General features: G+C 46.4%; 9 protein-coding genes. 2 read left to right on the top strand and 7 right to left on the bottom strand.

Going from position 1 to position 13,190, the window contains the following annotated elements; all coding sequences use genetic code 11:
* The first annotated feature begins 1 nt into the window (after position 1).
* A complete protein-coding gene (locus AACT23_RS12760; protein ID WP_166538116.1) occupies positions 2 to 1,255 on the top strand; it encodes a phosphopentomutase in 1,254 nt (417 codons plus the stop codon).
* A 175-nt stretch (positions 1,256 to 1,430) separates the two neighbouring features.
* Here AACT23_RS12760 and AACT23_RS12755 read toward each other — a convergent pair whose 3' ends face one another.
* The 6 genes from AACT23_RS12755 to AACT23_RS12730 form a co-directional block, all read right to left on the bottom strand.
* Positions 1,431 to 1,988, bottom strand: a complete 558-nt coding sequence (locus AACT23_RS12755) for an Lcl C-terminal domain-containing protein (RefSeq protein WP_017042172.1) — start codon at positions 1,986 to 1,988, stop codon at positions 1,431 to 1,433.
* Positions 1,985 to 3,445, bottom strand: a complete 1,461-nt coding sequence (locus AACT23_RS12750) for an Lcl domain-containing protein (RefSeq protein WP_047688739.1) — start codon at positions 3,443 to 3,445, stop codon at positions 1,985 to 1,987. The genes AACT23_RS12755 and AACT23_RS12750 overlap by 4 nt, the downstream gene beginning before the upstream one ends.
* A gap of 2 nt (positions 3,446 to 3,447) precedes the next feature.
* Positions 3,448 to 5,724 (bottom strand): proprotein convertase P-domain-containing protein, encoded by a 2,277-nt coding sequence (locus tag AACT23_RS12745; RefSeq protein WP_094126706.1) that lies wholly within the window; start codon positions 5,722 to 5,724, stop codon positions 3,448 to 3,450.
* A gap of 9 nt (positions 5,725 to 5,733) precedes the next feature.
* Positions 5,734 to 7,875: a TonB-dependent hemoglobin/transferrin/lactoferrin family receptor gene (locus AACT23_RS12740; protein ID WP_094126704.1), complete on the bottom strand. Its 2,142-nt coding sequence runs from the start codon at positions 7,873 to 7,875 to the stop codon at positions 5,734 to 5,736.
* A gap of 3 nt (positions 7,876 to 7,878) precedes the next feature.
* Positions 7,879 to 9,888, bottom strand: a complete 2,010-nt coding sequence (locus tag AACT23_RS12735; protein ID WP_094126702.1) for a prolyl oligopeptidase family serine peptidase — start codon at positions 9,886 to 9,888, stop codon at positions 7,879 to 7,881.
* A 256-nt stretch (positions 9,889 to 10,144) separates the two neighbouring features.
* On the bottom strand, positions 10,145 to 11,491 hold the full coding sequence (locus tag AACT23_RS12730) for a DEAD/DEAH box helicase (RefSeq protein ID WP_026027154.1): 1,347 nt from the start codon (positions 11,489 to 11,491) through the stop codon (positions 10,145 to 10,147).
* Between the two features lie 395 nt (positions 11,492 to 11,886).
* Between AACT23_RS12730 and AACT23_RS12725 the strand changes: the two genes are divergently transcribed.
* Positions 11,887 to 12,156: an Lpp/OprI family alanine-zipper lipoprotein gene (locus tag AACT23_RS12725; protein WP_026027153.1), complete on the top strand. Its 270-nt coding sequence runs from the start codon at positions 11,887 to 11,889 to the stop codon at positions 12,154 to 12,156.
* A 107-nt stretch (positions 12,157 to 12,263) separates the two neighbouring features.
* Here AACT23_RS12725 and AACT23_RS12720 read toward each other — a convergent pair whose 3' ends face one another.
* On the bottom strand, positions 12,264 to 13,187 hold the full coding sequence (locus tag AACT23_RS12720) for a L,D-transpeptidase family protein (RefSeq protein WP_094126700.1): 924 nt from the start codon (positions 13,185 to 13,187) through the stop codon (positions 12,264 to 12,266).
* Positions 13,188 to 13,190 lie beyond the last annotated feature (3 nt).

The raw sequence follows: 13,190 nt of genomic DNA, 5'->3' as shown, positions 1-13,190 counted from the left end.
TATGGCAAAATTTATCGTTGTTGTACTTGATGGCTTTGGTGTCGGTGAAATGGCGGATGTACCGCTGGTTAGGCCACAAGACTGTGGTGCGAATACCGCGGGTAAGTTACTTGCTCATTTTGCGTTGAAACGCTTGCCTACCTTAGAAAGATTGGGATTGCAAAATATTATTGCCAGCCCACAATCCGTCATGGAGATAAACCCGCAGGCAAATACCGGGCGTGCAAACTTAGCCCACGAGGGGGGCGACACCTTTATGGGGCACCAAGAAATTATGGGCACTCGTCCAACTGCCCCTCTTATCCAACCATTTCAAGTAGCATTGCCCGATATTGAATCGGCTTTGCTCGCACAAGGCTATCGTGTCAATCGCCACACAATACAACAAGTATCACTGTTGATCGTCAATGAAGGGGTGGTGATTGGTGACAATCTTGAAGCGGATTTGGGGCAAGTTTATAACTTAACTTGTAACTTTAACCGAGTGACATTTGAATCCTTGCTGGCAATAGCCGCCGTGGTGCGTAGAGCCAACTCCGTGAGTCGCAATATTGCATTTGGCGGCTCTGGGTGCGGTATTACTATGGATCAAATCTTAAGTGCTGTTGAAGTGAAACAAAACCCGACTAATGGGCAAAAGTATATCGGCATTAATGCACCCAGTAGCGGGGTATACAGTGAGGGATTTCAGGTGGCGCACTTAGGCTATGGCGTGGATGCAAAAACCCAAGTTCCTTGGTACTTACATCAGCGTAATATCCAAACTTGGCTTTATGGTAAAGTGGCCGATATCGTACAAAATCCGCATGGTTGTTCGTACACCTCGCTCGTTGATACAAACCAAATATTTCGTTTTCTTATTCGTGATTTGTGTATCGAAAAGGAGGGGTTTTTCTGCGCCAACATTCAAGAAACCGATCTTGCAGGTCACCAACAAGATCCTAAACAATACTGGACCGTTTTGGAGAAAGCCGACGAAGGCTTAAAAGACGTTATTACGAACATGAATGAAAAGGACGTATTAATCGTCATGGCCGATCACGGTAACGACCCATTCATCGGTCACACTAAACATACCCGTGAACAAGTACCACTACTGTGTTATCAAAAGGGTAAACAAGCTATATCTATTGGGCTGCGCACAACACTGTCTGATGTCGGTGCGACGGTCTGTGCTTTCTTCGGCGCGCAACTACCCGATCATGGAACACCAATCACTTCGTTGCTCAATGACCAGCAGAAATGTCATCAATGATGACAATGGTACTTCTTGGGTTTTGATCACTCATGACATCTATCCATGTCGACAGATTGATCACCCATGATAAAACCAGCTAATTTTTTGAACACTCTGGTTAGAGAATCAGTCATGTCAACATGACATGACTGATCGTTTCCCTGACAGCGTAAGTAGCGTCATTTCATAACACTTATTCTTCAGCCACCAGCAAAACACCAAATTCAAAATTCGGTGCGTAGTGGTAAATTTCGCCATTGACGGAATCAAAAGACCACACCTGACCACTCGCTAGATGGGGTGATTGGCTCCATAAATACGACAAGATATTGCCTGTCTCATACTTAAAGCCTTGGGCAAATGCTCTGCTATTCATCGCTGGGCCAAAACACGCCATTTCAGTCAATGACACTAACTCTTTAATATTCGGCAATCGCCATTCGGCTTGGCTGGCAAATTGGTGCAATGCATGTCGGCTTTGAGGATGGTTGATTGCCGCCACTTCTTGCAAAGCACTTTGCCAACGAAACCCGGTCGCTTCGCCATCACACTGCTCCGTAGCGGCGTTCCATGTTTTACCAACTTGGCAACGCATCCACGTTAAGCCAGTGAGCTTATCTTTGATCGTCCCCTGCTCGCTGTAGACATAGCGCGTGTTGGGTGCGCTTTTCGTCATATCAGGAGAACACTCTTGGGCGACGCCGACAGCAGAAAAGATCAAGCAAGAAGCCGCGATTAAATGAGATTTCATTGGTTGTTCTCCTTGGTTGCAACAACTCGAATCGGCGAGACATAAGACGGGTCATTGTCCGCCGCCGTGCTGCTGGAGTAGAGTTCAATTGGGCTACGTTCCCCTTTGGTTGCACCAGACAGCGCCGTGTAAAGATATTGCATCGAACCATCGCTTTGAAATTGAGAGGTATTGAGATAAGCAATGCCAGAAGTCCACGTATGCCCATCAAAAAATTCGGTGTTCTGCGGCTGATGCGGGAAATAGTGCTGGTTGAAACCAACTGCATCGTCACCCAATTCGCCTAAATCGAGCATCATGTATTGCTCGCTGTTGGTCGGTAAACGCCACGTTTGTAACCCACACAATTTATCTTGATTGATACGATTGATGTAATCTTGCGTAGTGCAAATAGCATCACCTGCCGCCTGACAGGAAGCAGCCGTCACATCTTTTGCAAAAGGGATAAACTTATCGGCAATTTCTAATGCAAACAACCGTTCTTTATAGTTCAAAGACGCCGCATCTTCTGACTTCACTTCCCAAATAAGTCCACTGTAAACATCTTTAACGCATGACCAATCGCTCGCTTCAGCCTCAAGTTCATTGCCAGCCGCATCTAATTTGATGAACGCAAAGCTCTTACCCGTCACGCCATTTTTGGCGGTAATATCTAGGCCATATTCAGCATCTTGACCGGGATAATCAGCATCAGCCTGCGCTTGTGCGCCTTGATCGGAATAGAACTGAATAATGCCCGTGTCTTGCAGAGGTCGCTCTTCCGATACTTGCGCCATCAATGTATTAGCATATTCGGTCATCTTTTCGCCAGAAACGATCTCAGAGGCAATCAGTGGTGTATTTTTTGCCATGGTTTGCCCAAGCGTTGCCAGCAAATCAATTCGTTCACTTGCTTTCGCTTTTTGGAGCAACACGACAGCATTGGCATCCAATATTGCCAATGCTGTGTGGCTAAAGTTTTGTGAAATATCGCCATTCACTTCAACGCCTAATTGCAAAAGCTGCTCGGCCAGCAAGCGATTCGCTTCTTTCTCCGTATTTCCATCCAGCATAATGCCGGCAAAAATAGAACTCACACCGTTGAGGATGTTGCCACTGCTTTTGCCCAGCGCCGGCGCAATCAGGATCGATGATTGGCTGGTTTGGCGACTTCTCGTCATGACACTAATGCCAGTAGAAACGTCAGCCACAATAGGAAAACGGTAGATTTGAGTGCTGTCACTCGTGAGGGTGTAGCGCCCTTGGCTATCGGCTTGCGTGCTGATTTCGCCCACATCACAGGCAAAGTTTTGGTTAGAATCAATGCAGACAGTGGCATCAAGTGCGACGTTTTGCGCTTGAATTTGCCCGCTAATTTTATGGCTGGGTAAAGATGTATTGGCTACATCTCCACTTCCACCGCCACCACAACCAGCCAGTAAAAGTGCCAGCGAAAGTGTTGAAAGTCTTAAGTGCATAGTTATGTGTTCTTCAGTTTAAGTGAAAAAATATCCAACAAATTACGTCGTCTTATAGCGAATGCCGCGAGAGGAAGTAATAAGAGCAGTGAAGTCGAACCGCCACCTGTTTCAGGTGAAAGTGCGTTGGTCACAGGTTGAGGGCATTGATAGCCCGCTAGGCGGCCTACCCCCCATTCAATCAAGGTGCCGGAATTTCCCGGGTTGTAGTCAACCACTTCCAAACGCCAGTAGCCGCTTAGGGCTTCGCCTTGTAAAGAGCCCAATATGGCATCATGTGCCAACACCCAATAGTCATCAAAACCATTGATGGCCGATGGTGCTTGGTTGAGTAATTCGACGCGTGTCCCTGCGGGTGAAATTAAGGTAACGCGCAGCTCTTGTAGTTCTGGGTGGGATAACTGCAGGCGAACCACAAAATCTTCATCAATCAATACATTGCCAACATCGAGCGTCAATCCATAGCTCTTAAATCCGGACGTAACCGTGTCTGTACTGTCAATACTGGCGTCTTTCAATACTGAACGTATCGCTACTGGCGGCGTTGCAAGCTGTGGCTTACCCACGATAAACGATAAAGTTTGCTTGTCAGATTGCATCGCAAGGTACGGTTGATATTGATAACTCGATTCAAATAGTAGAGTCTGTTTGACGCCGCAGGTGTACGTGGTTGGCAGCGCGATGCTCCATTGCTGCTGCTGGAATTTTTCGCTAGCGAAAGTAACGGTTTCACCTTGCAAAGTGGCTACCGTTTGTAAACTTGCTTGGCGATCCGTGGCCTGAATGTGCACGTTCAGCGGATCCGTTGGCACCACAAATCGACGTTCCAACAGGAATTTGAAGGGTTCTTGGACTAAGTTATGTTGCTTAAATTGCTGTAATAGCATCGCATCATAAGCGCGATGCGGGTACAGCTGTTTGGCGGTATACAGCATGCTTTCACTCAAATCATGCATTTTTAGACCACGACCTAAGCCGTACATTGATTCAAGAACAATACGGTCAAATTCAGCAAACGCTTCTTGACCGTACTCATTCACGGCCTGTTTCAGCGCTTGAAATAAAGGGGTAGACCACAATTCATCACCCAACTCACCTGCTACACTTTCATGCGCTCGATACTCTGCGGATGCAAAATATTTTGCCCGCTGATTCCACAAACTGCGTGTCGAAATACGAGTACCAAAATAGCCATCCCAATTAAACACGGTGTCAATTTCGAACGCTTTTCCTTGTGCATATTGGCGGCGAAAACTGTGCGAACCCGCCCAATAGTCACCAAAGCCTTCACCAATCGCGCCCGAATGTCCATAAGCCCAATCGGGAACGATTTGATAATGAATTCCATGCCCAAGCTCATGGGTAACCACGTCGGCATCTAATGCATCGGGCGAGCCCCCAACACCAAACAACACCGCTTTCGGGCCAACATAATAAGAAGAGTTGTTGCTAGATAAACCTCTCGCATCAAACCTCACGGGTTCACTAAACAGGGAAAAACCGAGCTGTTTGGTATAATCAATCGATTGATCAAGATGGTAAAAAGCCATCAGCTGTACAAAGCGATCATCAAGCATCTCCATGGAGAGAATTTCAGCATCTGAGTTCCATTGCGCCACGTCTTCAGCGCTAAGTAAGCCAACACCGCTATCAACCCACTGCTTGGCATCATCTTGTTGCTGTATGGCGGTGGCATCAACTTGTCGTACTCGTTCATTGGCTAAGTAATATTTACCTGCACTTTGCAACATCTCGACATTCGCACTTTGGTAGTGCGGCTGGTTTGGGTAATCAGCAAGGTCATTCCACGCCGAATCTGGCGCAGGCAGTTGATCCATGGTTCTTAAATCGGGATCAAAAAGTTGCACATTGATGCTCTGCACATCTCCCGATGAGAGCGCAGGCGGTTCATTCGTCATCAATCGGCGGGGCGATTCGAGCTCTGCCGCTACCAATGCAACGCCATCTCGCTCGACCGTATTGTGCAAACTTTTGAACACGCGCGTCACTACGCCGGACTGATCGGTCGAGAGCACTAACGCTTTTTGCGGTTGGTATTGGCCGTTCTGCCATACATCAAAGTTGTAATGATTTCCCAGTAAACTCTCGGTTTGATAACGAAACTTCAGTGTCCCAACATCAGGATAAAGCGAGCTCAAATACAGCTCAGCCGACTCTTTCGTTGCAATGGTCGTTTTCGCCAGTGGATAGTCCCACTCCCCCGCAAAGGCGGAATGGCTCAAGCATAGCAAGGTGCTCAGAACGATAATTTTTTTCATCTCTAGCTCCTAAAACACGTATTTAGCCGTAGCGGTAAAGTAACGCCCGGGCTCAGTGGAATAGAGAGTTTGACTTTGACTTACACCCGCGACGTCTTGATAACGAACGTATTCACGGTCGAATAGGTTCATGATGTTGAGACTCACATCAAGGTCACGCATCACTTGATAACTCACGCCAAGATCGACCGTAGACCATGCCGACGTTTGCGCGCATTGCGCTTTACGGCCTATATCATCAGAGCATGCTGGTGCTCGGTCCATCGAACTCGCCCAGTTCCAACGTGCGTAGGCATCCCAATCTTGCTGCTGGTAATTTAGTTGTCCATTTCCTTCCCACGGCGTGATGGTACGAACGTATTCATCTTGATCATCTTTGCCATCCACATAACCCGCTTTGAACGTGGTTGACCATTGTTGATTCAGTTGATGAGCGAAGGTGAACTCCACGCCATACGTTTCGACGCCATTAATATTTTGGTACTGCTTGATCCAAGCGCCTCTATCGCTATCAAATCCCACGTCTTTAGTGTCCATGAAATTGTCAAAGAGAGAGTAAAAAACCGCGACATAAGCTTGAGATTGGCCATTATCGTATTTTGAACCCAACTCAAAACTATCACTGGTTTCAGCCTGTAAATTCATGTTCGGCGCGATAAAAAACGGCGTCAGTGGAACAAAGCTGTGGTCTGCCGCACCGTAGGCTTTGTCATAGGTCGGAGCGCGGTAGCCGTGGTTGTAACTGAGGTAACTGTTGAATGATGGCGTCCACTGGTAAGCTACGGATGCGCTCGGTGACCATTCACTGGTTTGAATTTCACTAACAGCAAAACCAGCAATAGGTTGCTCTGACTGAGGAGTAAGGTTATTCAAATCAAAACGTAAACCAGCGCTAAATGTCCACTGGTTAAGGCTGAATCTATCTTGCAAATAGACGCCCAAACCATAGGCCTTCGCCGGTGCAAACGGAATAATATTTTCGTAGGTTTCCCCATTGGAATCCTTGGTATCCACGTGACGAGGGCGTTCATAACGATTGGTATTAAGCACTGCACCGTAAATAAATTGGTGTTCGATGTTGTGGACTCGTGCTGCTTTTTCTAAATCAACCGATAGCCCTATCAACTGATCAGAAAAACTTTCATCGCGTCTCTCACGACGAAATTCAAGGGTGTCGAAAAAGGCATGTTCTTTGGTCAATAAGCGATTGGTTTGAGTATCACTTTGACTATCACGCCAGTAAAGCTTGGCGTCCACATGGTCTGCCCAGAAAGAAAGGGTATCTAATTGCACCCCCAATGATGCCGATAAGGTTTGGTGCTGTTCCTGTTCAAAAAATTCTTTGCTTTCCCATTTGTCATCGCGTTGAATGGAAGCAATGCCTTCTTTGCGGATGTTTTCATCTTTATAGGCGTTAAATTTTGCACTGAGTAACAGCGAATCATTGACCATGTGATCGTGAGCTAACGATGCACTGAATCCTTCAATATCTCGGTTATAGAGATCTTGGTTAAAGTTGCGTGTCTCTTCACCTTGCCAATATGAAATGGTCACCAAGCTTTCACCATTTCCATTGCGCACCGCTAGCGTGCTACTGCTCTTATATTGATTGCTGATCCCTGTGTAGGAGCCAGAGGCATCAATATAGAAATCACGTCCTTGCAAATAATCCGCCGGCGATTTTGTGGTGACAACCACAACGCCGCCGATCGCGCCCGAACCATGAATGGTAGACCCTGCCCCTTTCACAACCTCAATGCTTTTTATGTTGTCTAAGGCGAAAGTATTGCGGCCTACCTTATCGTTAATGTCATTGGCACCATAGCCGTCCGATGCGGCGACGCCATCTTGAATGATCGCAATGCGGTTGCCCGTCATCCCTCGAATCGTGATGTTTTGTGGCCGACCAGCGCCACCCGTAACACTGATTCCGGGTTCATGACTCAATACATCATACAGTTCTGTCGCGCCTTGTTTTTCAACGGTTTCACCGTCAATCGCTGATATTGAGCCGGCGACTTTTGACAGCGGCTGTTCTACTTTATTGGCACTCACCACCACTTCTTCAAGCTTGGTTAGGCTGAATTCGGCATGCACTGACCCTACCGCAAGCACGCTAAGCACCGCTGCGGTGATTGGAGAAAGCTTCATTTACTACTCCGCTTTTTTGTTTTTATCTATGGTAAGAAGAAAGGCGTATTCCACGGCCTGTTGCTGTAGTGCCTTACGTGAATCGCTACTGTGCCCGCTATTGAAGTCCGTCCATAACAAGTAAGGCCCGCTACCCGTACTCATCATCGACATTTTTTCTATGTATTTCGCGCCTTCCCAATAAGGGACACGGTTATCAAACCACCCGACACGGACGAGGGTTGGCGGATAAGGTTTGGCTTGAATATTGAGTAGTGGGTCATAAGCTTCAATTGCTGAGCGTTGCAATGGCTGGCTAGGATCTCCCCACTCTTCTCGCTGCTGCACCGAGAGTGAAGAGGAGTCTTCTGCGGACATGCTTCTAAGCACATCCACAAAAGGCACTTGCAGCACCACTCCAGCAAAAAGTGCTGGGTTTTGATTAACCGCGGCCGCAACTAAGGTTCCACCAGCGCTGCCGCCAATCGCATAAATAGCGCGTTGGCCGTTATTAAAATGCTGCAATGAAGAGGCGACGTTCAGGAAATCTGAGATGCCTATTTTTTTCAGAATGCCAGACCCAGCGCGGTGCCATAATTCACCGTGATAGCCACCACCGCGCACATGAGCAATCGCATAAATTACGCCTTGATCCAATAAACTGATCACTTGTGGCATAAAGTACGGACGCATCGCGACGCCATACGCGCCGTAGCCATAAAGAAAGACGCTGGACTGTGCGCTCAAGGTGTCTTTTCGGTACGCCAAAGTGACAGGAATAGCCACGCCATTCACATCCACCACAATCTGCTGTGACTCATACTGTTCCGGTAAATAAGCAGGATAGTGGTCTTGACCCAGTCGCTTCCATTGTAAGCTTGCCACATCAAACTCACGCCAAACTCCTGCAGAAACCATCGACATTGAACGCACCCGCAGTTTATTGCTTTGCCAATCACCGTTACGAGAGACCCAAGCGACCTCACTTTCTGTTGCCAAAGGCTGTGATGCTCTCAACTTTCCATGCTGATCCATAATGGCCAGTTGAGAATGCTGTGCTTGGTTGGTTTTAACCACAACGCCAGCTTGATATAAATAGAAATTATCTAGCGTGGAATGATCATCTGGCGCATAAAAAAGCTGCCAAGGGTTTTCATTCATGCTCAGTAATCGACGGTAGAGTGCAAACTTGCCGTTGAGGTTACTATTGATGTAGAGCCAACCATTAGCAACGTCTGCGTAGTATTCAATACCCGGCTGTGCGGCACGAAGCGGAAGGCTTAAGTGAGAGCTGTTGGTCTCTAAAATACGTTGTTCACTGCTGTTTTCGTTGTTGACTTGCACGAGGGCAAAATGCGGATCCGCCGCCAAATAGAGAGACACAATCCACTGCGGATCAGCCCACTCCCATAGGGTTTTTGTCTGCTTGCTCAGCACATCATAGCGCTGTAATAAGCGAGAAGAACGGCTTTCTTCTGCCGCCAAAAAATAGAGGTATTGGCCATTTTCAGACCAAATAGCTTGAGTCGTTGCAGATTGGCTAAGCACGATTTCCTGCTTCGATACACGATCCAGCAGCGTCAGCGTGTAGTGCTCTTCCCCAGTCAAATCTTCGCTTAATGCAATAAAGCGGTCCCCTTTTGCCACCGCCCAATTGGCTAACTGGTAATAATCTGATTGCTGCTGTCTTACACTGATATTGACCAAGCGCTCAATTGGGCTGTCTTCTGCGGTCTTTTTAACAACAAAACGTTCACCCTTAATTACTTGATCATGATAGTAATTTTGGTACTGGATAAGCCAAGGTGTCGGTGCTTTTACGCTCTTACTCTCTGACCATGTTTTGACTAGTGCATTAGAAAGTGGTGTGGCTTGATTGAGCCACTGTTGTGTTTTTTTATTGTGATCTTCAAGGTGTGCTCGAACCTTAGGCTGGCTACGCGAGCCATCTTCCAGCCACTGCAGTGACTCACCATAAGATGAATGAAAACAAGACAAACCAACAACAAAAGCAATGATATTGAGTAATTTCATTATGATCAGTGAAAACATAGCCAATTATTATAATGAGGCGCAGCTTGCCACTAAACGATAATGAGATCAATTATCATTTTCATATAAAATAGAGAAATTATGGGATTTACAAGGGTGAACGTTTGCGTGTATATAAAAACACCGCCAATTTGGCGGTGTTTTTATAATTAGTGTGAGGCTGTCTCAGCAAATACTGGCATTGAGTCCGTCAGCAGATTCGATTGACCGAAAGGTCACGCTGACAAGACGCTCGCTGTTACTCATCGTCAACTTTAGGTGCAACTCTCTTTTTCGGCACAAATACCGCATCACCCACTGCCACATTCTGATAAAAGGTTTTATCGCGTTTAACGGGCTTTTTATTGGCGGTGTGCGCCTTGGGCTTAGTACTTTTAGTCTTAGCGGCTGCGTTTTTCTTAAAGGCCGGAACGCGTGGTTTTAGTCCGGTAAATTTACCTTTCAGATCATCAAATTGAGAGAATTCGATATCTTGCTGCAAAAAGGCTTCCACGCGCTTAAAGCTGTCCCAATCTTTTGGGCCAACCAGCGAGATTGCATCACCTTTATTACCCGCACGGCCTGTACGACCAACACGGTGCACATACTCTTCCGTATGTTTGGGCATATCAAAGTTAATCACGTGCGTCACGTTTGCAATATCAAGGCCACGTGAAGCCACATCCGTCGTGACCAAAATTTTAAATACAGCGCGCTCAAACTGGCTCATGATGGTGTTGCGCTGGTTTTGATTTAAGTTACCACTCAACGCAACAGCTTTCAGTTTCTGCTCGTTGAGTTTAAGCGTTAAACGCTCAGTATCAGAACGGGTCGCGGTAAAAATGATCACTTGTCGATATTCGGCTTCTTGCAGCACGCGTTCGAGTAAGGCTTCTTTGTGATCAAGATGATCACAGAGGTAGAATTTTTGGGTGATGTCTTTATGCTCTTCGTTGACAACACCAATCGAAATGCGTTTTGGATCTTTAAGCAACTCGGTACCAAAGTCATTCACTTGGCCGTGATCAAGCGTTGCGGAAAACATCAGTGTTTGGCGACGACGGTGGTTCGCTGCATGATGAATACGGCGTAGCTCCGGAGCAAAACCTAGGTCCAGCATGCGGTCAGCTTCATCAAGGATCAGCGTATCTAAACCATCAAGACGCAACGAGCGATGCTCTAAGTGATCCGCTAAACGACCGGGAGTCGCCACAATAAAACGGGGGAAACGGCGCAGTGCTTTTACTTGGTCGTTAAAGTTTTCACCGCCCACAATCAGCGTTGCTTCGTAGCTCAACCCACTGAGCATAGTACGCAGCTCACCGTACACTTGTTTGGCCAACTCACGTGTCGGAGCGAGAATCAGAGCTCTAGGGTCTTTTGCTGATAACGCTTTAGTTTTGAGAGACTTATGCAGCATTGGTAAAACAAACGCTAATGTTTTACCCGAACCAGTCTTAGAGGATGCCAACAAATCTTTACCTGCAATCGCCACGGGAACCGCTTGTTGTTGGATCTCTGTCGCTTGTTTGAAGTCATAGTGTTTGAGGGTCTTCAATAAGCGATTGTCTAAGCCTAAATCTTTAAACTGCAAAGGATTCTCCAAAAATTTGTAAAGTTGCCACAATAAATAGGGCAAGAGGTCAAAATGAAAACGCAATATGATAGCCCGAAAGGCGCTTAGATAGATAGAGATCACATAAAAATAATCAACACGCACACTTTTTCAAGGCATAAGAAGATAGAAAATACGTCTCTTAACGATGAGACATAGCGGAGTAAATGAGCATAAATTGAAATTCTTGGATTATTTTGACGTTCGGCTACTGGGTGAACGCTAGAATAGTGTCTACAATTGAGTTCGTCACTATATGATGATTTCCAAACAAGTATATACCCAAACAACTTGACGTTGCAGGTAAACAGCACCGCTGTAGCTTCAAGTAGGAAAAGTATAATAGGGCGTCATTGATAATAATCTTACAAACAAGGAGTTCAATAATGAATAAGATGTTAATTGCAGCTGCAGCCTCTTCTGTACTTCTACTTGCTGGTTGCGCATCAGGCCCTGATGACGCAGCAATGACGAAAATGGATCAGCTAAGCAACCAAGTTAGCCAACTCAGTGATCAAATTTCTGCACTTAAGAGCGAGCAATCGACACTTTCGTCTAAAGTAAGCCAAGCGGCTGATGCCGCTGCCGCTGCGCAAGAAGAAGCGGCTCGTGCAAACGAGCGTATCGATAATATTGCTCAGTCATACACGAAATAATTTCGTTATATTCCATAGCTGAAATTTCTTAAAGGCTTGTTAATTCAAGCCTTTTTTATTGCTGCTATTACATGGTTCACCATTAATGAACTCATCAACTTCTTTAATTACTCCAATAAGGTTGAAAAATCTGCAGCCACAACTTCGACAGGCACACCATTTTGCGCCAAGATCACCGCTCTCGCTTTCGCATCTGATTTGTTAAATTCATCCAACCACCAGCGAAGTTCTTGCGGTACCTGCAACTCTTTTTTACTACCGTTACTGCGCGTTAAAGGTTCATGAGCTTCAAGAAATACGCTTCGGTCTGGCTCTAAGGCTAATTTTATCGGCTCATCAATTACTTTCACTTTCTCGCCACGCTGAACCTGCTTAAACAGCCATTCAATATCCTTGGGATCCATACGAATACAACCTGAGCTGACTCTCATACCAATACCAAAATCTTTGTTGGTACCGTGGATCAAATAATCACCTGCACCATAAGCGAGACGAAGCGCGTATTCACCAAGCGGGTTATCTGGCCCAGCAGGCACCACCGCAGGCAGTTCAATACCTTTCGCTTTATATTCAGTGCGGATCGATTGAGGAGGTGTCCAAGTTGGGTTCGGTCGTTTTTGGCTGATAGTGGTTTCCATTTCGGGCGTGTCACGACCAATACGGCCAATACCGACGGGGAAAATATGCACTTTGCGTTTTTCAGGCTCAAAGTAATAGAGCCGCAGTTCCGCTAAGTTGATGACGATGCCTTCGTAAGCCACGCGCGGTAAAATAATTTGTGACGGAATGGTTAGCACAAACTCTTGCTGCGGCAAAAATGGGTCAATTCCTTTGTTAGCCGCCATCAAAGATAAAAACCCAACATCGTACTGTTTTGCAATTTGCGCTAAGGTTTCGCCCTGCTCAATCACGTGATATTGAGTTCGGCCAACCATGCTACTGCCTTCGGCAGGAAAATCATAAGTCGCGGCAAACGCGTTCACACTGAGCGCACCCCAGCAACAACACAAAGAGAGTAGCTTGCGTAGCATGGT

Origin of the sequence: Vibrio sp. V09_P4A23P171 (assembly GCF_963875615.1) — a bacterium.
GTDB classification, from domain to species: Bacteria; Pseudomonadota; Gammaproteobacteria; order Enterobacterales; family Vibrionaceae; genus Vibrio; species Vibrio anguillarum.
Note: the sequence above shows the minus strand (reverse complement) of the source record. Positions and strands in the feature narration are given on the sequence as shown.